The sequence below is a fragment of the Fusibacter fontis genome (genome assembly GCF_055378735.1).
In genome coordinates, this window is sequence record NZ_AP042445.1 from 1,248,838 (window position 1) to 1,273,090 (window position 24,253).

The 24,253-nt window shown below is 36.6% G+C and carries 23 protein-coding genes; 3 read left to right on the forward strand and 20 right to left on the reverse strand.

Annotated features, from left to right (window positions below):
• The 16 genes from ACZ41W_RS05615 to ACZ41W_RS05690 form a co-directional block, all read right to left on the reverse strand.
• Window positions 1-2,058 (reverse strand): efflux RND transporter permease subunit, encoded by a 2,058-nt coding sequence (locus ACZ41W_RS05615; RefSeq protein WP_464313906.1) that lies wholly within the window; start codon window positions 2,056-2,058, stop codon window positions 1-3.
• Between the two features lie 195 nt (window positions 2,059-2,253).
• On the reverse strand, window positions 2,254-2,868 hold the full coding sequence (locus ACZ41W_RS05620; protein WP_464313907.1) for a TetR/AcrR family transcriptional regulator: 615 nt from the start codon (window positions 2,866-2,868) through the stop codon (window positions 2,254-2,256).
• A gap of 156 nt (window positions 2,869-3,024) precedes the next feature.
• A complete protein-coding gene (locus ACZ41W_RS05625) occupies window positions 3,025-3,273 on the reverse strand; it encodes a hypothetical protein (protein ID WP_464313908.1) in 249 nt (82 codons plus the stop codon).
• A gap of 22 nt (window positions 3,274-3,295) precedes the next feature.
• Window positions 3,296-4,150 carry an AAA family ATPase gene (locus ACZ41W_RS05630; protein ID WP_464313909.1) on the reverse strand — a complete coding sequence of 285 codons (855 nt, stop codon included), beginning with the start codon at window positions 4,148-4,150 and terminating at the stop codon, window positions 3,296-3,298.
• Between the two features lie 187 nt (window positions 4,151-4,337).
• The gene (locus ACZ41W_RS05635) at window positions 4,338-4,697 is read right to left on the reverse strand and encodes a NifB/NifX family molybdenum-iron cluster-binding protein (RefSeq protein ID WP_464313910.1); all 360 of its coding nucleotides are present in this window, start codon (window positions 4,695-4,697) and stop codon (window positions 4,338-4,340) included.
• 49 nt (window positions 4,698-4,746) lie between these two features.
• A complete protein-coding gene (locus ACZ41W_RS05640; RefSeq protein WP_464313911.1) occupies window positions 4,747-5,622 on the reverse strand; it encodes an MBL fold metallo-hydrolase in 876 nt (291 codons plus the stop codon).
• A complete protein-coding gene (locus ACZ41W_RS05645) occupies window positions 5,619-6,482 on the reverse strand; it encodes an ATP-binding protein (protein ID WP_464314276.1) in 864 nt (287 codons plus the stop codon). Before ACZ41W_RS05645 ends, ACZ41W_RS05640 begins: the two co-directional genes overlap by 4 nt.
• Entirely contained in the window at window positions 6,482-7,369 is an 888-nt protein-coding gene (locus ACZ41W_RS05650) for a nucleotide-binding protein (protein WP_464314277.1), read from the reverse strand. Before ACZ41W_RS05650 ends, ACZ41W_RS05645 begins: the two co-directional genes overlap by 1 nt.
• Window positions 7,370-7,371: 2 nt before the next feature.
• Entirely contained in the window at window positions 7,372-7,740 is a 369-nt protein-coding gene (locus ACZ41W_RS05655) for a NifB/NifX family molybdenum-iron cluster-binding protein (protein ID WP_464313912.1), read from the reverse strand.
• Between the two features lie 291 nt (window positions 7,741-8,031).
• Entirely contained in the window at window positions 8,032-8,421 is a 390-nt protein-coding gene (locus ACZ41W_RS05660) for a C-GCAxxG-C-C family (seleno)protein (protein ID WP_464313913.1), read from the reverse strand.
• 314 nt (window positions 8,422-8,735) lie between these two features.
• Complete coding sequence (locus ACZ41W_RS05665; protein WP_464313914.1) at window positions 8,736-9,413, reverse strand: DUF2202 domain-containing protein; 678 nt, start codon at window positions 9,411-9,413, stop codon at window positions 8,736-8,738.
• Window positions 9,414-9,559: 146 nt separating this feature from the next.
• Window positions 9,560-10,966: a sensor histidine kinase gene (locus ACZ41W_RS05670; protein ID WP_464313915.1), complete on the reverse strand. Its 1,407-nt coding sequence runs from the start codon at window positions 10,964-10,966 to the stop codon at window positions 9,560-9,562.
• Window positions 10,963-11,661, reverse strand: a complete 699-nt coding sequence (locus tag ACZ41W_RS05675; protein ID WP_464313916.1) for a response regulator transcription factor — start codon at window positions 11,659-11,661, stop codon at window positions 10,963-10,965. The genes ACZ41W_RS05670 and ACZ41W_RS05675 overlap by 4 nt, the downstream gene beginning before the upstream one ends.
• Before the next feature lie 99 nt (window positions 11,662-11,760).
• Complete coding sequence (locus tag ACZ41W_RS05680; protein WP_464313917.1) at window positions 11,761-12,606, reverse strand: 4Fe-4S binding protein; 846 nt, start codon at window positions 12,604-12,606, stop codon at window positions 11,761-11,763.
• Between the two features lie 54 nt (window positions 12,607-12,660).
• Window positions 12,661-12,810 (reverse strand): CD1871A family CXXC motif-containing protein, encoded by a 150-nt coding sequence (locus ACZ41W_RS05685; RefSeq protein WP_464313918.1) that lies wholly within the window; start codon window positions 12,808-12,810, stop codon window positions 12,661-12,663.
• Window positions 12,803-13,480 carry a TlpA family protein disulfide reductase gene (locus tag ACZ41W_RS05690; RefSeq protein WP_464313919.1) on the reverse strand — a complete coding sequence of 226 codons (678 nt, stop codon included), beginning with the start codon at window positions 13,478-13,480 and terminating at the stop codon, window positions 12,803-12,805. The genes ACZ41W_RS05685 and ACZ41W_RS05690 overlap by 8 nt, the downstream gene beginning before the upstream one ends.
• A 244-nt stretch (window positions 13,481-13,724) precedes the next feature.
• Here ACZ41W_RS05690 and ACZ41W_RS05695 point away from each other — a divergent pair, with 244 nt between their 5' ends.
• Entirely contained in the window at window positions 13,725-16,211 is a 2,487-nt protein-coding gene (locus ACZ41W_RS05695) for an ATP-binding protein (RefSeq protein WP_464313920.1), read from the forward strand.
• 4 nt (window positions 16,212-16,215) lie between these two features.
• Window positions 16,216-17,787 carry an HD domain-containing phosphohydrolase gene (locus ACZ41W_RS05700; RefSeq protein WP_464313921.1) on the forward strand — a complete coding sequence of 524 codons (1,572 nt, stop codon included), beginning with the start codon at window positions 16,216-16,218 and terminating at the stop codon, window positions 17,785-17,787.
• A gap of 22 nt (window positions 17,788-17,809) precedes the next feature.
• On the opposite strand, the gene ACZ41W_RS05705 is transcribed toward ACZ41W_RS05700, so the two are convergent.
• Window positions 17,810-18,697: a LysR substrate-binding domain-containing protein gene (locus tag ACZ41W_RS05705; RefSeq protein WP_464313922.1), complete on the reverse strand. Its 888-nt coding sequence runs from the start codon at window positions 18,695-18,697 to the stop codon at window positions 17,810-17,812.
• A 176-nt stretch (window positions 18,698-18,873) separates the two neighbouring features.
• On the opposite strand from ACZ41W_RS05705, the gene ACZ41W_RS05710 reads away from it, so the two are divergent.
• A complete protein-coding gene (locus ACZ41W_RS05710) occupies window positions 18,874-19,905 on the forward strand; it encodes a YeiH family protein (RefSeq protein ID WP_464313923.1) in 1,032 nt (343 codons plus the stop codon).
• A 63-nt stretch (window positions 19,906-19,968) separates the two neighbouring features.
• Here the strand turns inward: ACZ41W_RS05710 and ACZ41W_RS05715 are convergent, their stop codons facing one another.
• The 3 genes from ACZ41W_RS05715 to ACZ41W_RS05725 form a co-directional block, all read right to left on the reverse strand.
• Window positions 19,969-20,373, reverse strand: a complete 405-nt coding sequence (locus tag ACZ41W_RS05715; RefSeq protein ID WP_464313924.1) for a DUF2177 family protein — start codon at window positions 20,371-20,373, stop codon at window positions 19,969-19,971.
• 204 nt (window positions 20,374-20,577) lie between these two features.
• Window positions 20,578-22,632, reverse strand: coding sequence for a methyl-accepting chemotaxis protein (locus tag ACZ41W_RS05720; protein ID WP_464313925.1), 2,055 nt, complete (start codon window positions 22,630-22,632; stop codon window positions 20,578-20,580).
• Between the two features lie 311 nt (window positions 22,633-22,943).
• Complete coding sequence (locus ACZ41W_RS05725) at window positions 22,944-24,008, reverse strand: heparan-alpha-glucosaminide N-acetyltransferase domain-containing protein (protein WP_464313926.1); 1,065 nt, start codon at window positions 24,006-24,008, stop codon at window positions 22,944-22,946.
• Between the last annotated feature and the right edge of the window lie 245 nt (window positions 24,009-24,253).

The window sequence follows — 24,253 nt, forward strand, 5'->3', positions numbered from 1 at the left end:
TTACCTCCATTTATAAGTAGTTCTTTTAATCAAACCTTCAAAGATTAATAAGACTGATGGTAAAATCAACATAATTGTAATCATACTGATAAGTGCACCTCGACCAATCATACCTGAAAGAGATGAAATTAAGTCGATTTTTGAAACAGCTGCAACCGAAACTGTGGTGACAAAGAATGTCAGTGCACTGGTTAAGATTGACTTAGACGAACTTTTAAGGGCAACTTCCATCGCTTCAAATTTATTCGATTGAACTGAAAGTTCTTCTTTAAATCGCGTCGTCAATAAAATTGCGTAGTCTACTGTTGCACCTAACTGAATGGTTCCGATTACAATAGAAGAAATAAACGGTATCGTCGTTCCTGTATAGAATGGAATCCCCATATTGATGCAAACTGCAAGTTCAATCGTCGCAATCAAGATTACTGGAATACTGATGGATTTAAAAGAAATTAAGATGATTGCAAATACTGCGATAATCGATAAGATGTTCACATTTTTAAAGTCAATATCTGAAATATCGATCAAATCTTGAGTTAAAGCGCCTTCTCCAGCGATTAATGCGGTTTCATCGTATTTTTTAACGATTTTGCGAATTTGTTCAAGCTGTTTTGTCGTGTCTTCACTTGCAACTGCCATAGATGAATTGACAATAATTTGCTCATATCCACCTTTTCTAAAGATATCGCCTACTTCACTTGGTAGGATTTCATCTGGAATCGTTGGTCCAATAATTTTATCGTAAGCAATGACTTTTGAAACGCCATCTAAATTTTCAAGCTCTGATATAATTTCGTTTACTTGATAAGATGCAAGATCATCTCTTAACAAAATCATATGCGTTGTTGCCATATCAAAAGTTGATTTCATTTTATTAAGTGATACTATTGAATCCAAATCTTTCGGTAAAGATTCATCTAATTTATAATATACTTTTGTATTTGATGTTCCGTATACCGCTGGAACAAGCAAGATACAACCGATCAATAACACAATCACATGTCTTTTTACGACAAATCTCGATAATTTATCAAAACTTGGCATCAATGTTTTATGTTGGAATCTATGAATTGCTCGATCAAAAGTTAAAATAAGTGCAGGTGTTAATGTCAATGTTACGATAACGCCGATAAATACGCCTTTTGCCATAACAAGACCGATGTTGCTGCCGATGGTTAATTTCATTGCACATAGTGCTAAGAAACCCGCGATTGTTGTAAGTGCTGCGCCTGAAATAGAAACCGCTGTTTTATGAATCGCGATTGCCATGGCATGTAAATGGTCATCACTTCTTTCTCTTTCTTCTTCAAATCGGTGATAAAGGAAGATACAGAAGTCCATAGTCACACCGAGCTGTAAAACAGCTGCAATTGCTTCCGTTACATATGAAACATCTTTCAAAATGAAGTTCGTTCCTAAATTGACCGCGATGGCAAATCCAATACTTACTAAGAATATAATTGGAATAATCGTCGATTTTAATGTAAGTGCAAGTACGGCGATTGTAAGTAATACTGCCATGCCTAGATAAATCACTTTTTCAGAATTTGAAATATCTATGGTATCTTTGATAAGTGCGCCCATACCGCTTAAATAACTATTGTCACCACAAATTTCTCTGATTTCTGCAATGGCATTTTGAGTGGACTCATCTGTCGCTGCACCTTCAAATATAATTGCTGTAAGCGCACAACCATCTTTGTAAAGCATACTTGAAACTTCTTCAGGGAGGATCTCTACTGGAATGCCCATATCGAGTCCATCTCTTACCCAAAGTGTTTTGTGTACACCTTTTACATTTTTAATCTGTTCGATTTTATCATCAATGATGTAATCTGGTGTATTTTCAAATACTAAAAATCCTATATTGGACGATTCAAATGTATCTGACAATACATGCTGTCCTTTTACTGAATCCACATCCTGCGGTAAGTAAGACAAGATATCATAATTTACAGGCATACTTAGCATGCTAATTACGGAAGGAATCATTAAGATGATTGATAGCAAAATGATTAGCTTCCTATTTTTCCCAATCCAAACGCCAAATTTATCCACGTTATCACTCCTAAAAATATTTTTGACCACTGGTCACTTTTAGGATTATAGTCCTTTTATGACCGTTGGTCAATAATTAATTTGTAAAGGAATTTTGAACAAAATAAAAAGAGAGTTTGAATGGACTTTTAGCCATTGCAATCTCTCTATTACAGTGATAAATATCTCTTTGTATTTGCAAAATAAGACAAATTATTAATGAATTTCGGGGTCTTTATAACTATTGAGTATTCCCAAAATACTCTTTTGAAGATAGGGTTTTACGACGTCAATCGTATCTGGTTCTTCTAGTACAATGGAACTGAATGTCACTGTGCTGATGAGTTCCAGAATCATACAGAAAACATACTCAGGTTTTTCCATTTTATAATGATTTTTCTCTGCCCCTTCAACGAAAAGTTCAATAAGTGTTTTTTCACTATCGTCATGTACGGTTTTTGAAAAGGCGGTTTTATAAATTCCAAGGATGAGATCTCGATGCATGAAGTTAAGAAGTGCGCGATTTTTATCAAGATAATCGACAATATAGTCAATGATGAAAATCAGTTGATCTTCAAAGCCGAAAATTTGCATCTTTGCAAGATGTTCAAGCGCTTCTGAGATTAATGTATAAGTCTTTTTAATGATGATGCGATCTCGAATGTCGTATTTATCTTTGAAGTAAAGGTAAAACGTACCTTTAGCGACACCTGCCATTTGGACGATATCGTTGATGGTGGTTTGCTGAAATCCCTTATCCACAAACAACCGATACGCAGTATCAAATAAATTCTCTTCTTTTTGCTCTTTATTCTGATCCCACTTGCTCATTAAATATTCCTCAATTCATCCGACCTTTTTCCATTACAACTTAACACAGAACGCTTTTTTTTGCAAATTGATTTCATAAAAGCTTTAAATATCCCACCTGATGGTCAAACTGAAATAGGATGTCCTTTAGAGAAATTTTGGTACTTATTTGAATGCTTACTTGTACTTATTTGAATGTTTACTCGTCTTTTCATTTCCGTGCTTAAATTGTCCAGTAATTTTTGCCAACACCAATTGTTCCTCTAAAATCGTCTCTGCTCGGTTGAGCTTTTCGATAATCTCTTTGGAAGAACTTCCTTTTAATAGCATAATCGGCTTGTTCTCAAAATAAATCTGTAACTTGTCATCTTTTAAAATACGATATGTAAACGGCTCTTCTTCTAGTCTATTGCGTTGATCAATCACTGCTGCGTCTCCTTTGGTCTCATTAGTAAAATTCATCTTGATGTTTTTTAAAAAAGTTAAAATAAAGTTTAACACTGTCTAGTTCGGTCCATCTCTTCACATCCACTGGATTTTCATCTAAATCGTAGATTTTAGCGCCTTTAAGGGCAAGCATAAACGGCGAATGTGTGGATAGAATCACTTGACAATTCTGGTAGCGTACTGCTTCTTCAATAAACGCCACAAGTTCAAGCTGTTTTTGCGGAGATAGACTGTTTTCAGGTTCGTCTAAGATATAGAGACCTTGAGTTTTCATATTCTCGACAAAATATCGAAATGCACTTTCTCCATTGGAATACGTCCTGATATTATCCATCAGTTCACTTCTGACAAACTTGGATTGCGTCTTACTTCTGGATTTATTGACGCGTCTAAGGGTTTCATAATCTTCCATTGAGCGAAACTTGAACTCAGAATGTTTGACCTCCAAATATTCCTCAAATAGCTGATCTCTTTTTAAATCGATGCCTTCATTGAGATGACGGATATTGAGCATAAAATCAAATACATCATCACTCGTAATAATTTGGCTCGCAGGTGGAATTTCTTCCTCATTCTCTGCCTCGCAGCAATTTAGGTAATCTTGATAGAAGTTTGACCTATTAAACTTTGAAACGCGGCTTAATTTGATTTTTTCAGCGATGACATTCAGCGCAGTTGATTTTCCAGAACCATTGCCGCCATATAGGATTGTGACCGGTTCAAAATCAAGTCTTCTCAGCTGATGCTTCGTGAGAATTTGGAAAGGATAATACGAATCATAACACGTTCTCTTTATGCTCATAAAAAATGCAAATTCATCATTTTCATCGGGAAAAATAAATGTATTCAAGTACATATTGTGCCTCACCGTTTAATTTTCTTAATTTGCTACCTAAAATTACTGATATTTTTATTATAACATATGTAAATCTTAGATATAAAACAATACGCTATTTTGTAATCAGACTGTAAAAAAGCCTTACACCGCCAATAAAAAAGAGCATAATCAACCTATATGCTCTTTTCGTAACCAAGATTCAGTTTTAATGGTTACCACATTCATCTGCATGATGATGCTCATGACAAACAGAACCTGTTGACTTTAAATTGCCACTTAAATACGCTTTAACTGCCAATTCAGATTCGCCAGTTGCGCCCACGACAACTTCAATCCCTTTTTCATTGAAGATGTCCACAGCTCCGCCACCCATACCACCAGAAATAATGACATGAATGCCTAAATCATGTAAATAATTTGGTAAGAATCCTGGTTTATGTCCCGGATTTGCAACTGTTTCCATCGATTGAATCACGCCATTTTCCTCGTTGAAGATGTGGAAATGTTCACAATGTCCAAAGTGCCCAGTTACCAAATTCTTATCACTTGCTACTGCTATTTTCATATTGACCTCCTCAGGTTATCTTTTTTATTTTTTATTTTTTATTTTTTTTTTAATGATCTGACCAAGTAAAACCTGTGAATATTCGCTTAATTTGTTCACCCATGACTGTTTTCAATATCTCAAAAGCATGCTCACCAGTACAATGCCCCGTATAATAAGTAGCGCCTGTATCTTTTAAAGCTTGCCCAAGTTTCAAAAGGTCTTCATCACGCGTATTTAAGTCTTGGCGTTTACTTGTGAGATGAAATCCTGCAAATACGACATCCGGCATTTTTCCTATATGCTCACTTGCTCTATGAACAATATTTAGAATTCCTTGATGTGCACACCCTGCAAACAGTACATTAAAGCCATTTTCACTCACAATCAGATGTTGTTCGTGACTAAAATTATCTTGTTCTAATTGCCCATCGCGCCGTGTAAACATGGATGCATTTGCATTTGGATAAAACGCCTTTTCACTGACATCGGAAAAAATCATTGCATTTTCCAGTTGATAAAACGACTCATCTAGAATAACCAACTGTGACGTCTCCGGTGAAGATGCGCTTAAACAAGAATGTTCCAAAAGCGCTTGATCGAGTCCAATTTCAACAAGTACTTTTTCAGCGCGTTCAGAAATATGACAATCAAATGCGCCTGATTTAATAAAAATTCTCGCGCAATCGTTCTCTTTTAAAAATGAAGAGATCCCGCCACCATGATCATAATGACCATGCGATAAAACGCCAAAATCAATCATTTTCAAATCGACATTCAGTGCTTGAGCATTTTCAACAAACGCATCTGAAGCACCAAAATCAAATAGAATAGTCGATTGTTTCGTCTGAATGAATAGGCTTAATCCATGTTCCGCTTTTAGTGAGTGACTCATTTGGGTTTCGTCCAATTCGTTATGATTCTCCACCAAACACGTTACAATCATTGAAGCCTCCTAAGGATCACTTGATAAATCTCACGAACGGCTTTCCCCGATTCACAGTCGAATTCAACAATACTTTTATTATGGTTGATTGCTTGAACTGCCATCGAATCGTATGGAATATTTCCTACATATTCAATATCATTTTCGATACAATACGTTCTAATCTTTTCTGTTAACGCTTTGTTTGTGTCATATTTATTGACGCAAACGGAAATCGGTGTTTGAAATTTTCTTGCAGTTTCAATGATTCGAATCATGTCACTCATACCAGATAAAGAAGGTTCTGTTACAATTAACACATGATTCACACCACTTAGTGATGCAATCACTGGGCATCCAATTCCAGGTGATCCATCAATGATGACAAGTTCACTTTGATCCACTAAGTGAATTTGTAAATTCTTTTTAACTTGAGTCACCAACATGCCAGATGTGCCCCGTCCCATTTGTAGTTTAGCCGTTGAAAATATAGCTTCTCCTTGATAGAGCATCAAGTCGCCTGCTTTTGAAGGCGTCATTGTAATGGTTTTTTCAGGACAAATATACGCACATACCCCACATCCTTCGCAGGCAAATGAATTCACTTCATATGTTGAATGAATCTGTGATATAGCATCAAAACGACAAGTCTCTTGACATATGCCACAGCCAATACATTTTTCAGAATCGATTGCAGCTACCTTCATCCCAAAAAAGTCAGAATGTAACGCTTCAACTTCTGGTTTAACAAGTAAATGTAAATTAGGGGCATCTACATCACAATCGGCGTAACCCACAGCATTTGAAAGTTGAATAAACGCAGAAGCTACAGTTGTTTTACCCGTTCCACCTTTACCACTCAGTATGAGAAGTTGTTTCATCATTCAACCCCCTTTGTTCTTTGAGCCATCGATGCACTCAGCTCAATTTTATGCAATATCTGCTCAAACTCCTTAGCGTAGAACGCATTTGTACGAACAAGTATCTCTCCATTTGAATTCTGAGTTCCGATCAACTCATCAAAAGGAATTCTACCAAGTAAAGGAATCGAATGTTCTATACAATATACTTCTGAAGGATTTTCATCATCGGTACATTTATTTAATACTGCACCATACGGTTTATTAAATAATGTTACCAATTGGTGGACCATCTCTAAGTTATGACGACCAAAAATTGTCGGTTCAGCCACAAGGACACAATAATCTGCTTCTTTAATGCTTTCCATGACAATACATGCACTTCCAGGAGGGCAGTCTATCACTGTAACACGCTCCGTCTTTGATTTCATATAAGGCTTTTGATCATCTACTTGACTTAACATTTTTTTGATAATGGGGATCCCAGATGCTTCACCAGTATTCAATATACCGGTCATCACCTCAATACCTTCCGATATTCCAGTTTCCACACGTCCGATCGCTCTAGGTATTTCAGTGATTGCTTGAGTTGGACATATCAGTTTACAACCTCCACATGAATGACAGATATCGGGAAACAGTTTAATCTGTCCTAGTAGATACGTCAAAGCATGATACTCACAAAAATCCACACATGCTCTACATCCCGTACATTTACTAGAATCAACCACTGGAATTTGAACGGTCACAGACTCTTGTTTTATCTGTTGAGGTTTAAAGAACAAATGTCCATTCGGTTCTTCAACATCACAATCTATATACGTCGCACGATCTTGAATTGATGCGAGATTTACCGATACAAAAGTCTTTCCAGTGCCTCCTTTACCACTCAGCACAGCTATTTTCATCATCAATTTCCTCCGTGATGATGCCCTTTGTGAGTTTCCACAAGTTCTTGAAGTTGACCTTGTTTAAAAGCATTCAAGTTATCTTGAATAGAATGATTTATCGTTTTGAATCTTTTTATTTTTGCAATATCAAATACATCAGTTGCATTTTCACCACATCTTGGAGTTAATAACACTTCGACACCTTGATCAACAACTAATTGAGCCGCTTTTATCCCAGCACCACCTGAACTTGACGCAGCAACTTGATTGTCAACAAAGTTAGATGTTTCAGTTTCTGTATCATAAATTAAAAAATACGGTGCCCTTCCAAAAGATACACACACACTCGAATCCATTGACGCCTCGTCTACTGGAATTGCTATTTTCATGATATTACCCACTTTCTTAATAATAATCTGTATGTTATGATCTGACTCGATTATGAACATACATTTTGAACATATGTCATTAACAATTTTATTATACGCCGTATAGAACATATGTCAATAATAAAAAAAATCCTAACCACTCAAACATATTGTTGAGTGGTTAGGATTTTCTGTTCCACAAGCATTTTACTTGTATTTTACTTGTATTTGCTCGTATTTAGTCGTATATTGCTACTAAAGACAATTATCCAGCCTCATATATAAACGATTCAATTGATGCTGTCAAAAATTTTAGATGACTTTCTCGCTTTCAGATAAATCACTTTCACCAAAGATCACTTCACTTACAAAACAATCGGCATTTTGAACACATCCGAGACAAGATAATTGCTTATTTTGTCTGATCGTTTGACATTTCGTAGAACCTGCTTCAGTGAAAAAGAGCACTTGCAAATCCTCTGTTCTATCCTCATGATCCGTAAGTTTTAGTAAATACTCAGCAGCATAAATTGCACCGCATGTATTCTCTGGCGCTTGGCCACTGCCATATTGTCTAAATTCATTGATTGTCTCATCTGAAAGTTTAAGAGCTTCCTGATGCGCACTCAGAATGGCTTGTGCACAGTTACGTCTACGTAACCCATCTTTTCCAATATAATAATCGAGTGCTGAATATTTCAAATCCTACCTCCGTTAAATGCACATTTGCACTAAATGCTCATTTGAACTAAATGCTCATTTGTACTTAATGTTCATTTGCATTAAATTTTCATGTGCTAAATCCTAATTTTCGTTAAGCGCAATTAAATTGCATCTAATACATTGTTTATTTTAGCATAGCCCTTTATCATGACACAATCGAAATTTTTGTAACATGTATACGGTATACAATCTCAAAGACTAAAAAAGGTGGTATTGCAAATCTAAATAATTAGATAGCAGTACCACCTTTGATCTTATACTTTTATATTATTTCACATTATTTTAACTCAATTTTATGGAAGTAAACATTCTCCTAATTGAGAATTTCCTCTTGTACCTTGTCCATTTGATCCGCCATTACCTCTTTGACCAACACCTTGACCATTACCACGATTTTCAGATCTTTGACCTTTACCTAAATTTCCATTCTCTTGTCCTAACCCTAATCCTGTACAAGTGCCATCAACTTGTCTTTCAAAAGCTTTTAAGTGGTTTTCAGATGCATTCATCAATTTTTCAAATACAGCTTTTACATCTGCAGGCAATTCTTGTTTTAAGAAACTTTTGTACATATCGATGTTTTTAATTTCAGCTTCAACGCCAATTTTATAAGCTTCTTCAAGTGATGCGGGTACAGTTACAAGTTGGCTCCAGTTTTCTGTTGGAAGAGCAACTTTATACGTTGTAAAGAGCGGTGTTAATAAATCAATATGTGTATTTTCGGACTTAATGATGTTCGTAAATGGTCGTGTTACATCAAATGCTGCAATGATGGCTTCATATTCTGCAAGTGCCATGTGTTCATCTTGGATCGCATAAGTGAGCATTTCCTCTAAGGTATATTCCTTATCTGTTAATGCTGCAGCAGAACCTACATCAGTGGATGCATAAGAGGCAACGCCTGAAAGACTTAATACGACTAACCCGACTGCTAAAAAACTTCCCATTAATTTTTTCATTGTTTTTTTCATAATTGTACACTCCTTTTTTTATATGGTTCATGTGTTTCATCTCTGATTTCAAATCGTCAATGACTGTTTACATTTTTAGTATAAAAGAAAGATGTGATAGAATTATGATAGAAACCGGAAAGATTTATGAAATCGTTTCAAATGATTTAAATTGTTTCAAACCAAAATAGTGTTCCCTTTCCTACTTTACTTTCCACGCCGTGCGGAAATTGATGTACTTCCAAAACACTGTGTACAATGGCAAGTCCTAATCCATTTCCAGAATGCGAATCAAGTGCTTGTTTTCCTCTGTAATACCGGTCAAATACGTGCTTTAGTTCTTCTGCATCAATTCCAATGCCTTCATCGATTATTTCAATTCTGAGGCGACTTTCTAGAGCTCTCAAACGAACCGTTACTTTTGTATCTGCTGCCGAATAATAAAATGCATTTGAGATGAGATTATAAAAGACTTGCTCCATCTTTTTTCTGTCCGCATGCATAACTGGATTCGCACTCAAGTCTTCAATCACAAATTGACGATTTATTGTACTTGATTCAAATTTTTCTTTTAATTCTTTAAGTAAATCTACTACGGAGAAATCTTCTCTTTTCAGATCAAACGTCCCTGACTGTAACTGTGACAAATCGAGAATTTCGTCAATCAATTGATTGAGTCGAATCGTTTCGTTGATGATGACACCGAGTTGTCGATCTCTCTTTTCTGGTTGATTTCCCGTGACATCCTTGATTGTTTCTGCAAAACCACGTATTAAAGTAAGAGGTGTTCTCAGTTCGTGTGACACATTGGCAATAATTTCCTTCTGTAAGCGTTCATTTTGGGATAAATGATCGCCCATATGATTCATCTGTTTCGCAAGGTTTGCAATTTCATCTTTACCAGAAACATGATTTTTTACGTCAAATAGTCCTTCCGAATAGAACACTGCTTGCTGATTGAGTTCACTGATTGGTTTAGCAAAATGCCTCGAAAGAAAATATGAAATCGTCATCGATGAAATAAGTAAAATGATTGTGATCACCCAAAGTTGTAATTTGATTAGATCAACTGTTTCATCTATTGGCGCTAGCGGTACAATTAAAACCATTGATCCAATGACGCTTTTTTCTATTTCAATAGGCATTCCCATAATTAAAAATTCATACCCAAGTTTAGGATGTTCTACAATTGAAGATGTTTTGAGTCCTCGATTCGCTCCTTCATGTGCGTTTATAGTTGCTTCTTTTATGGCATTTGGTTGACTAAGCGCATTTGAATGATTGGCTTTATACACGAGCCATCGGTTAGAATTTGCAATTTCTACCGAAAGTTGCTGCTGAACGACCAATGACTCCAACTGGTCTTGGATCGAATCCACTTGAAGAGTACCATCGCTCACATTTTGCTGATCCAGCGATTGAATAACTGTGTTTGCAGCATTTTCAATCTGAGATTTTTTGAAGTCCATATAGAATCGATCAAAAAAAACGATTTGAAATAACCAGAGAAGAATGAGTACGATCAGCACTAAAAACATCATGCCAATCCAGAGTTTTGTTCTGATTTTTTTCATTCTAATTCCTCCGCTTCAAATTTATAGCCTACTCCCCAGACAGTAACAATCCATCTTCGATACTGTTTTAGGTTTTCTCTCAGCATTTTGACATGTGTATCTACCGTTCTTGCATCTCCAACGAACTCGTATCCCCAGACCAAATCTAATAGTTGGTCTCTTGTGAATACTTTGTTTGGATGTTGAATTAAAAAACTAAGCAGGTCGTATTCTTTAGGTGTTAAGTTTAGACTTTCTTGACCCAAGCTCACTCTTCTTGAGTCAAAATGAATGGATAAATCCCCTAGTTGTTTTTTATTTTCCGCTATCACTTGTTTCTGTGAACGCGATAATACCGCCTTCATACGTGCAATGAGCTCTTTTGGACTAAACGGTTTGACCATATAGTCATCTACACCAAGCTCAAATCCAAATAATTTGTCATATTCTTCACCTCTTGCAGTGAGCATAATGACAGGGACAGGCTTGCTTTTTCGAACGCTTTTAAGAACTTGCCATCCATCCATTTTAGGTAGCATCACATCCAAAATCATAAAATCAATTGTTTGAGACTCAAATACATCAACAGCCTGTTTTCCATCCGACGCCTCGAAAACAACACACCCTTCTAACTCGAGATACTCTCGAATGATTTCTCGAATGCCTCGCTCATCATCTACGATTAGTACATTGAGTTGATCTATCGTTTGATTCATTAGTGATCCTCCTGACTTTTTATTCAATAATCTATTATTCAATAATCTATTATTCAAAATTCTAGCATCTATTCAAAATTCTAGCATCCTACATATTCCTTACAACCTTTTAAGTGCTTGATGAGGGCATGCTTTTATACATTTTCCACAACGAATACATTCTAGACTATTGGCATTTTCATAAACGGGAATATCCATCCCACAAGCACTTTGACACTTTCCACAACTTGTACATGCCTCTACATCAATTTGATAACGCATGAGAGATATCGGATTAAAAACACTGTAAAAGGCGCCTAGAGGACATAAATATCGACAGAACGGTCGATATATTTTGATGGATAACACAACAATTATGATGAGGATGGCCATTTTCCAGTTAAATAGCCAACCGATACTATTTTGAAGCAGCGGATTGGTCAATACCAGTGGAATCCCTGCCATCAATGTACCAGAAGGACAAATTAGTTTACAAAACCAAGGCGTTTGAGCACCATAAGAGGTCACAAGTGTCATGGGTAAAATCATAACAAAAAGAATGAAAATGACATACTTTAGTTTATTTAATACTTGTTCAAAGGGCAATCTTCTTATTTTTTTCATCGCGGGAATTTTGTATAATGCATCCTGAACAAGTCCAAACGGGCATAACCAGCCACAAACAAATCGACCTAAAATGGCTCCAAATCCCATAAGAAGACCGATTACATAAAAAGAAAACTGATAATCTCTTGTTGTAATTACGGCTTGAAGTGCACCAATTGGACATGATCCAAGTGCACCTGGACATGAATAGCAGTTCAAGCCAGGGACACACCATTTTTTCGACTGTCCCTGATAGATTTTACCTTCTAAAAACCCGTTGATGTAGCCATTGGTAATCGCTGTAAAACCAACTTGTGTAATGACGCGTAGATTATTTCGAATACTTCGAATTAACTTCATGGTTCACTCCAATGATTTATTTTATTATATGGGGATACAGGTGGGCTCCACATCTTATCCAATTCCAATACATTCAAAGCAAATTCGGATGGCTTTGATAAACACACTTCCCATTTCCCCACGCAAAATGCCACCTGCTATCAATAGAATCGACAGACTTAAAATGACCCATGCCGCTTTATTTTTTTTGAGCCATCTAATCATTTTTTAGCATCTCCAATCGATCTTCAATCTCCATCTTCCATTGACGCGCACTTGCAGCACCGATCATGGGTTCTCCAACTAAATTGCCTTCTTGATCTACAAAGAATGTCGTTGGAAAACCAGTTATCAAAAGTAGCTGTTCAATCATCTCTTCATTTGCAAGTATTTGCGAATACGTCACACTATTTTCATCCATTAAATCCTTGATAACAGATTCTTCTGTAGAGGATAGCCCCTTTAAGATGAGACCAGTAGATGCGTCAAACTCAAGCGGCATGCCATATATCGCAACCTCTCCACCTGCTTGCATTTCTTGCCATACCTTTTCAATTTCTGGTATCTCCGCAACACAAGGGCCACACCAAGATGCCCAGACATTGATGACATTTAGTTTTGCAGTTGATAAAGATTCGGTTGTTACTGCATTACCTTCTAAGTCTAATGTGTCCAATGTTTGAAAAATTGTGATCTCTTCAATCGAATCTACTTGAGCTTGAGTATCTTCTTGAGATGACGATTCACTTTGTGCCTCGCTACCATTTTGCTTTTCAGTTTCATTTTGCTTTTCAGTTTCATTGTTTCCATCTGATTGATTGATCTGTGAACAACCTGAAATTGCCACAACCAAAATCAATATGCATCCCCCTGTTAAAATGCGTCTTATGTTCATCTTTACCTCCTTGATCTTTTCTAATGGCAGAAATCCTACTTCCTATTTCTTTATGGATGTTATATTTATTACCAGTTTACTGTTTTTCGAATATTCTGACAACCATTTCTGTAAGTGTGATGTGTTTATCATATTTTCTTGCTTAAAATGTTTCGATAACCGGTATAAGTATAAATAGGATAATTTTAAACGACATCCTTTTGATTTGTATCATTCTAGCTGAATTTATTTAACTGGAGGCGCTATGAGATTTTTTAACAAAACTCAACCATATATGTCGCTTCGAACCGCGATTATGTTACCATTTTTTGTCTTTATGTTGCTTATTATAGCCATTTTTGTCCTCATATTCAGACAAAATTATCAATTAATTGCCGAAGAACAAGGCGAAAAAATGATCAACGCCTTAAGTGAAAATACCAATCAAAAAGTTTCCTACATGTTAAGTGAACCTGAACGCATTAACAAACTTTATGCACAAAACATTGAACTTAGTGCATTGTATGAGGGGGACGATTTATCCAAGCTTCAACAGTACACATTAGAGCTGTCAAAATCCATTCGAAAAGAAGTGCCTCAAATAAGCGTCGTTAGTTATGGTGACGAACTCCAAAACTTCATCGGTTACAGAATGTCTGACGATGTGAATCACTTTGACTTAATGCTGAAAGATCCACGCACGAATGGACTTTTAAATATTTATTCGGATGAGACCAATCAGTCAGAAATAGCAGGTTCATATGAAGGTTATGATCCAACAACTCGACCATGGTATGCGCCTGTAAAAGTAAATCAAATCTCGCAATGGTCTGAAATCTACATCAACATAGATGAAAAGAACGAGGCGACCATTTCTTCACTCGTTCCAGTTTATGACCTCGACAATAAATTTAGAGGTGTGGCGGATATCGACGTGAAACTATCTGGAATTAATACGTTTTTAGCAAACGATCAAAATAGAGGCAACGGCGAAATTTACATTATTGATGACGAATGGCGTATTATCGCCCATTCCCTTAGTGATAATACCGTTAAAATCACTTCATCAGATCCTCCTACTGGAGAGTTATTGCCAGCAGCAGAGAGTACCAACATACTCGTTAAAGGAAGCGCTGATTATTTAATTCAACATCAAACGCATTCCGAAGATGTGATTCGATTTGAAATAAAAGGTGATTCTTACTTTGCACGAATCACACCCCTTGAAGAACCTGTTAGTCTAAATTGGCGCATCGTCGTCGTCATACCAGAAAGTGATTTGTTGGGCGTTGTTAAACAACGTCAAAGTACGATGACTTCTCTCGTAGTTTTATTGCTCATTCTTTCAACTGCTATTGGCGCCGTGGTGATTTCCAAATTTTTACGACCAATATTATCGGCAGCTGATACTGCTTCTGAAATAAGTTATGGAAACTGGGATGCTCGATTTAATCCGCATGGATTTGTCTTTTATGAGACACATCAACTCGGTTCTGCATTAGAAGCCATGGCGAAGCGTCTTCAAGAAACTTTTAATCAAATTACTTTTAGCGAAGAAAAATATCGTTCGCTCATAGAAAATGTGGACCATATGATATACAGTGTAACTCCTGAGGGCAATATCATTTCAGTCAACGCAATATTTGAACAAACCGTTGGACGATCTAGAGAATCGTTATACAACCAGCCACTTGAGATTGTCTTTGTACACGAGAAAGATAAGCAGTATTGGCGAGAACAAATCACATGGATTCAGCAGAATAAAGAAAAAGTAAAACTCCAATATCAATTTACTCAGAGTGATGGTAACCCAAGAATTCTCGATGTCATACTGATTCCAATACTCAGTTCAAATGGAACGCTTGAAATGATTCTCGGAACCAACACGGACATTACCGAACTCATTTATGCACAACAGGAAATCACAAGATTGTTAGCTGTTGAAAAAGAAACGTTGGAAAAACTCGTTGCAGAACGTACATTTGAACTCGAACAGGCGATGAATGAACTGATTGAAAAAGAAAAACTCGCTTCTTTAGGCTCGCTTGTCTCTGGAATCTCACATGAAATCAATACACCGCTAGGTGTAGCAGTATCTGCCGGGTCTTATCTTGATCAACTATTGACCGAATTTGGTGAAAAACTAACAAAAGGCATCGCTTCAAAAACAGATTTTGCAAAATTCATGACCGACATGGATGAAAGCATCACCATTATCAATACGAATATTATTCGCGCTGCAGATCTCGTGAAAAGCTTCAAAGAAATTGCAGTCAAGCAGAGTATTGAAGGAAGGATGTTATTTAATGTCCACGATTATCTAAATGCTACAATCATGAGCCTCAGACATGAGTATAAAGAAGCTGGTCATCATATCGAACTCCACTGTGACCCACTTCTTGAAATCAACAGTTATCCCGGAACCTTTTCTCAAATTTTAACCAACTTGTTGATGAACTCATTTATTCATGGGTACAGTGAAAAGAGACATGGTCAAATTCACATTGATATCACACAAAGTGATCAAAGACTTGTTTTAATCTACAAAGATGATGGGAAAGGCATGCCACCTGAGGTGGTTTCGAAGATATTCGATCCATTTTTTACGACAAATCGCAACAAAGGTGGTAGTGGCTTAGGATTAAACATCGTGTACAATCTTGTAACGGGTCAATTAGGCGGTAAAATTCATTGCGAATCAAAAGAAGACGCAGGCACAACTTTCACAATCGAAATAGACGATAAGGAGTAAGCATATGAAAAAATGGGATGAAAACAGCCTAAACCTAGATTTTTTAACAGACGAACAAAAGGTCGTGACACCAAAACTGAAAACAATGAAGATCATCATTGCAGACGATGACGTTGAAGTCCATTCCATTACGAAAATGATTCTGCGCGATTTTCAGTTTGAAGGCTATGGATTAGAATTTATAGACACATACTCCGGCGAAGAAACCAAAGAAGCACTTGCCATGTATCCAGATACCGCGATTATTTTTCTGGATGTCGTCATGGAGAAAAACCACTCTGGTCTTGAGGTTGTGGACTATTTGCGAAAAACGCTTAAAAATGAAATGACACGTATTATTTTGAGAACTGGGCAACCCGGTGAAGCGCCTGAAGAAAAGGTCATTCGTGAATACGACATCAATGACTATCGCCTAAAAACTGAGATGACGGTTCAGCGTTTAACGACAACTCTTTACAATGCACTTCGGAATTATCGGGATCTTAAGAAAATTGATCGCAGCAAGAAAGGCCTTGAAAAAATCATTAAGGCAAGCTCAAATTTATTCAAACATTCTTCAATGGAAGACTTTTTCAATGGCATTCTCAGTCAACTTTCTTCATTTTACACGGAAGAAACGGATGTTTTATTTATTCGAGAACACCGATTTAATGAAGCGTATAATCTCGTGGGGGGCGTCGTTACCATCGATCAGATGGATAAACCTACCATTATGGCTGCTACGGGGAAATATTCCCCTTATATAGGCAAGTCCATCAGTGAAGTAGAAGAACTCACGGATGTCTACAAATGGATGAATGCTCATAACAGTAGTCCACAGGAAATTCATTACCTGAAAAATGGATTTATTATTAAAAAGAATGGCAAAAAACGATTGAACAATTACATCTATATCGAAGGAGATCCAAATGCCTATGATTTTGAACTCATCAATCTATTTTTGACCAACTACTCTGTTGCCCTTGATAATTTTGTATTAAATTCTATGATTTCAAATACTCAAAAAGAAATTATCATCACTTTAGGTGAAGTGGTTGAAAAACACTTTGACGATACGGGTGGGCACATTCGACGCGTATCGGAAATTATGTACCGCTTTGCACAGTTATGTCATTTCTCATTTTCTGAATGTGAGATGTATAAAGTGGCAAGTACGATGCATGATGTAGGCAAAATCGCCATACCTGACGCGATATTAAAAAAACCTGGACGCCTTACACCAGAGGAATTTGAAGTCATCAAAAGTCACACGATTATCGGACATCAGATTCTCAGTAAATCCAACCTCGATATTTTAAAAATCGCCGCAGACATCGCCCTGAATCATCATGAAAAATACGATGGTTCTGGCTATCCATATGGTCTTAAAGGACGCGAAATTCCTATCAGCGCACGTATGATGGCGATAGTTGATGTATTTGATGCCATGACACATAAGAGGGTCTATAAAGAAGCAGATTCCATCGAATCTACTTTGAGTATGATGCTAGAAAATAGCAGTACGCACTTTGACCCAAATCTACTTGAACTCTTTGTTCATAATATCGATGAAATACTCGATGGTCTAGAAGATTAAAAAAATAACATCGTCACAATTTTTATATCTGTGACGATGTTTTTATTTGTTCGAATACTGTTTTTAAATGATCCAGATATTGCGTTTCTTTATTCCATACAAAAGCAAATTTATGTGAAATGTCAAAATTTTTCAGTGGAATCTTCTTTAAGCTGCCTGCCTCAAGCTCTTTTTTTACGGCCACTTCATATAAAAAGGATATGCCTAGATGAGATTCTACCAATGACTTAATGGCATTCATACCGCCGACTTCCATGACACCGTCAAAGTCCTCGATACTCAAATTGAGATTTTCCAGATTCCTCTCCAGTATTTCTCGTGTACCAGAGCCCTTTTCACGAACAATGATGCGCCTATCAAGTAAATCTTCAACCGTCTCAGTTGAAGGGTCAAATAACTCGTTTTTACCACAGATAGGAATAAATCGTTCTTCTGAGTAGACGCTCGAATCGAACTTCGATTGATCAAAATTGCCTTCAACAATTGCAAAATCAATATCACCTTCCCACAATAGCTCAAGTAGTTCTTTAGTATTATCAATGATCATGCGTATCTTTGTATTAGGTGCACTGGTCAAATAATTTTCAAGCACTTTAGGCATCACATATTCGCCAATTGACAACGTCGCTCCAAAATTAAGCATGCGTTGATCGGTTCCGATCGTCTTCATGCGACTTAATAAATAGGCTTCATTTTGTTGCATCGACATTGCGAACTGATATAAAAAAGTACCTGCTTCTGTCAAGAAACATCTCTTTCCTTCAAAATAAAACAGCTTTTTATCATAAAAGCGCTCTAGACTTCTAATATGTTGAGAAACACCAGGTTGCGTCATATTCAAATTATTAGCCGCTTTTGTATAATTGAGTTGATGGCAGACCTCTAAAAAAGTGATCAGTCGAATATCCATTATAGCCTCCTCATGATGTGCTTAAATAGATTATACCCCCTACAACTAAAAAACTCATCTACTTATTATTATTTTTTATCATTTGATAAATTATCATAATTTCATATTATGTATATTTTATGTTAATTTAGTAGTAGTTCAACATACATAGTCGTTCAACATACATGGAGGTCATCATGAAAAGCTTCAATCATCTTATACCAGGCATCAGTCTTTGCATTGCAATCGCCATTCCTGCCACCTTTTTGGGAAATCACTTTCCCGTAATTGGAAGTCCTGTTTTTTCGATCTTGCTCGGCATGATTCTCGCGACAATATTAAAAAATAGGCAGCCCTTTGAAAAGGGCATTCAATACAGTTCAAAAAAAATCTTTCAATATGCAGTTATCCTACTCGGGTTTGGTCTCAATCTATCGGTTATTTTCAAAACGGGGGTGACTTCGCTTCCGATCATCATGAGCACAATATTGACGTCGCTGACGATTGCGTATATCCTCCATAAACTTTTAAAACTTCCTTCAAATATATCGACTTTAATCGGTGTAGGTTCTTCAATCTGTGGAGGATCTGCTATCGCAGCAACTGCGCCAGTCATTGACGCAAACAATGAAGAGGTGGCACAATCCATTTCTGTGATATTCTTTTTTAATGTCCTTGCAGCGCTCATTTTTCCTGTATTGGGCTCGTGGATAGGTTTTTCGACAACCACGGGAGATGCATTCGGTATTTTCGCTGGAACGGCGATTAATGATACATCCAGTGTGACTGCAGCAGCATCAACATGGGATAGTCTTTATCAGCTTGGAAGTTCAACTCTCGACAAGGCGGTTACCGTTAAACTAACGAGAACACTGGCTATCATCCCTATTACCCTTGGCTTAGCCTTTATTCAGTCGAAAAAGAGCAAAAAAGAAGAAGCTTCTCATTATGATGTGAAGAAAAGCTTCCCTGTGTTTATTCTCTATTTTATTCTAGCCTCCATTATAACGACTGTACTGACTTCACTGGGTGTTCCCAATGAGATATTTTATCCAATGAAAAACCTGAGTAAATTTTTCATCACAACTGCCATGGCAGCAATCGGTTTAAACACGCATATCATTAAACTCATTAAAACAGGCGGCAAGCCTTTAATCATGGGCTTTTGCTGTTGGATTGGGATTACAGGTGTCAGTTTGATCATGCAGCATATCATGGGAATATGGTAGACAACACATTTCGAATTGAGCTATCATAACATATACTATTTTTTAATATTATACACGATTCCTCTAACCGATTTTCAACTGTTTTGCGATGAGATAAGTGATGGCAGATACCGTTCCCCCCAAAGTCGTACCCCATATTAAGTCAATAATGGTGATTTTCAGAGGCCAATCTTTAAGTGTAGCGAGATTGGTTAAATCATAGGTAGCGTACGTAATAAGTCCAAAGAACATCCCTGTGAAGAGTGCTTGATAAAGACTCTCTTTGTCAACAGCGGGTTGAATGACGAAAAAAACGAGTCCAGCCATGAAAAGTAGATAAAATGCAATCGCTGCAAACCAATTTGGTCGCTCGCTCATAATATAACCAAGTTCTTTTTGATAGAGTTTTCTAGCAATTACAGTGAGCCAAATGATATCAATAATAAAAAATACCACCCAGGCAATTCCATATAGTTTTATAAATTTCATACAGTTCCTCCTTGATTGAATGGGATTGTTTGATACACAATTGCGTATAACAGTCCTTTATGGAACTGTATATACCCATTCATTCAATTTGTACTCATTACAAATAAAAAAAGCTGTTGTTCACATCATTTTACAATGAGTAGAGCAACAGCTTATTTTAATTATTTTTTGTCATGAGTCGAATATATTCAATATAAATCCTCTCTATAATTTGAACAAATTCACTTTTTCTTGAAGTTCTTCGGCGATATTTGCAAGTCCAGAAGTAGCAGATGTTTGTTCTTCCACTGAAGCAAGTTGCTCCTCTGTTGCTGCTGCAATTGAAGATGCTTCTTCTGCAGATTTATTTGTAAGTTCAGTTAATTCACTTGCGGATTCTTTTGCTTCACTAGATTGTGAACTAATGACTTTTGCAAGTTGATCTGCGGCTTCAACGAGCTTACCAATTTGAGAAATTCGGGTTGCAATACTATCAAAGCTATTTCCAACATTCACTAAATACGCTTTGCCATTTCCGATAGACTCAACAACATGTGTAGTAGATGAGTTTGCTTCAAGTGTGGCATTTCGGATTTCAGATACAATTTTTGATATTGTATTTGCAGAATCTGATGATTGTTCTGCAAGCTTTCTAATCTCATCGGCAACAACTGCAAATCCTCGACCTGCTTCACCCGCTCTAGCAGCTTCGATGGATGCATTCAGCGCAAGGAGATTTGTTTGATTTGCAATTCCTTGGATGGTTTCAATGATTGTATTAATTTTGCTCGATTGGTCTGCAAGTTCACCCATAATATTTGAAAGTGTATGAACATCTTCAAATGCAGAAGTCATGTTAACGATGAGTTCTTTAACAGAATCATTGCTTTCAGCTGACATTTTATCAATAGATAAAAGCGAGCTCGTTACATGATTCATCTGATTTTCAATTTCAAATGATTGTTTGCTCACAGTTTGAATCAACTGATCTAAATTCGCAGTCACTCTTGAAATTTCTTGATTTGATCCAGAGATTTCTGTGGCTGCAATCGCGACTTGTTCTACTGCCTGACCATTTTGAGTCGCAGATGCTTCTAATTCTTCTGCAGTATGCGCAACAGTTTTAGAACTATTTGCGACATCTGTAATGGTTTCTCTTAATGAAGCGACCATTTCATTTACTGAACCTGCAATTTGTCCGATCTCATCATGAGATACTTGATGAATCACACGTGTAAAATCTCCCTTTGAAATTGCTTCGATTTCAGCTTTAAGAGGTTTAAGTGGAGCAGTGATATTATTTGCAATCAATAGCAATACAATACTTAAAAATACAAGTGCTAAAACAGTAATTAAAATGACTTTAAAGATAATTCCCAATACTGGATTCACAATTTCACTTTCTGGCATAGCAAGTACAATAATCCAGCCTGTGTTTTTCATCTCGGCAATAACCGCATGATAGGTTTCACCATTACTTTCAAAAGTTCCAGTTCCCGATTTATCTGCAACAGCTTTTTGACCAAATTCTGCAAGTGATGCATTTTCATCTGTTGTGATATTTGGAAAAACGCCGTCTTCATTTGCTGCAATCACTTCTTTACCCTTGCTTAAAAATGAACCATCTTGAGTAAGTAACATAGCATATCCCTTGTCACCAACTGTAATAGAAGATACGATCTCTTGAACGCTAGTAAAATCCATATCACCAGTAGCCACACCAATGAGTTTCCCAGAAGCATTTCGAATTGGCGAAGTCGCTGTAATCATGGTAATTCCAGATACGGGATCATAATAAGGGTCTGACCACGCCACTAGATTTTCTGTATCTCCAATGACATACCAACCTTCTTTTGTATTATCAACAAAATAATCTTCAGTATAAGTCATTTGACCATCGACTTTATAGGCATACGGACAAAAATATTCGCCATCATATTGATCCGCCATAAAAATTCCTGTTCCTAAAGTGTCGGGATTTGTTGGTGGCATTGATTTAACAACATCAATATAGCCAGATTTAGTTTCTTCAGTAATCCCTAAACCTTCAACCATTCGAGCTAATCCGATTGGCAATCTCTCATGAGTCAACATATGCGAATTAATATCTGCAATTGCTTTCCCAACTTGTGTATCAATTTTTGTGTTAATTTCCTTTTCAATAACCCCTTTTGAACTTAACGTAATGGTAACCGCCAACACTAAAAAGGTTAAGACTACAATGGGTATGACGATTAATAATAGTTTGTTTTTTACTGTTTTCATGTTTTTAACGAACATAGCTGCCTCCCAAAATAACTTAATTTGATCCCCTCGATCTCAATCAACCCGTATTAAATCGCTCTAAGTCTGTCTTGAACAGATTAAGGATAAACGACATTGATTGTGTCATTTATACCCATTATTTCGCATCGAAACATACTTTTTAGCAAATTTCGTTAACTTTATCAATAAATTTAGTTATTTTCTCTGCATTACTAAATCACTGAAAAAAGGTTGATATGATTACCTATACTAACATGAGAACCGATATAAAAAAAGCAGTATATTCAAAAAGTGCGAATATACTACTTTAGTCCTATAGAATCTTTTTATGAAATGACTCTTTTTCTTAAATTGACATACTCCGCCAGTGCATCGCTGATGACAAACAGCATCGCAAGCAAAAGATAGAAGTATGGCTCAGTAAGGGTGTTATACCCAAAGAACGGCACAAACCAGCCAATGAGGATCCAGTGAATAAAATAAATCTCACTTACATTGGTACTCCATCTAACCAGCGGCTTTTTCACCATGATTTTTAAAAGTGGACTTACGAGGTAAATTCCTGAGAGCCATGCAAAAACAAAGCACGTTGCAACGATATTTTCTATCCACTGATGATGATAATATCCCTCTTCGGAAAATAACATCAAATCGTACTGTAAATAATTCGCAGCATATATAAAAATACCATAGAGCATCACATTCGCTATAAAGAGGCCTACATAAAACCAATTTTTCTTTTGAACTCTTATGAGTACCTGACCAAAAAGATAACCAATAATTGGATAGAAAATCCATGTCAAGAATGGAAAAAATGACGTATCATTGGATCCCCAAAATAGCCCAGTCACGCTTTTTAGTAGTGTAGAATTTACAGCAACATCTGAAACATAGACATTAAAACCAGCAAATATCCCTAAAAATAGGACTAAACCAACCCAATGCAAATTTATCTTTTTAACAAAACTAAAGAAAATCATTGCCAGACCAGAGAACTGAAATATATCCACATACATCAATTGCTCAATTGCGAGTTCTAATGACTCATGTGCACCATAAAGCAAATATTGATACATACTCGGCATAACGCCTCTAGCAAGATTGAGAGCGTAACCCACGAAGAAAATGATGATTCCGCGTTTAAACAACGTTCCTGGTGTACTCTTTCGCGAATAGACAAAGCCTACTCCCATCAGCACCATAAAAACCGGCGCAGCAGGCATACCACCTGCAAAATCTATCAGTAGCCCCATCGTTTTTTCACTGGCACTTTGCGTTAAAAAATACTCTTGCATATGAATCAGCACCATAAATAGAACTGCGATTCCTCTTGCAAAATCGAGCTCAAGTTGTCTTCCTTTATTCACAATTTCACGACTCAAAACACTCATTTCGTCATCTCCTATTAATTTAAAAAGGTCATTATGCATTATCCATATTTCATCACTTGACATGACCCGCATCACTAACACCTTTAACAGTATAATGTACAAATAGTTCATTGCGTTATGATGAAATCCCCATATCGAGCTATAACTTATAGTTATAACAAATCCTCATAACGACTATGCACTTTTTGGCGTTTATGGTATATTGAATAAAAGTTAATTGTTCTAATGAGTAATCGAGGTGAAAA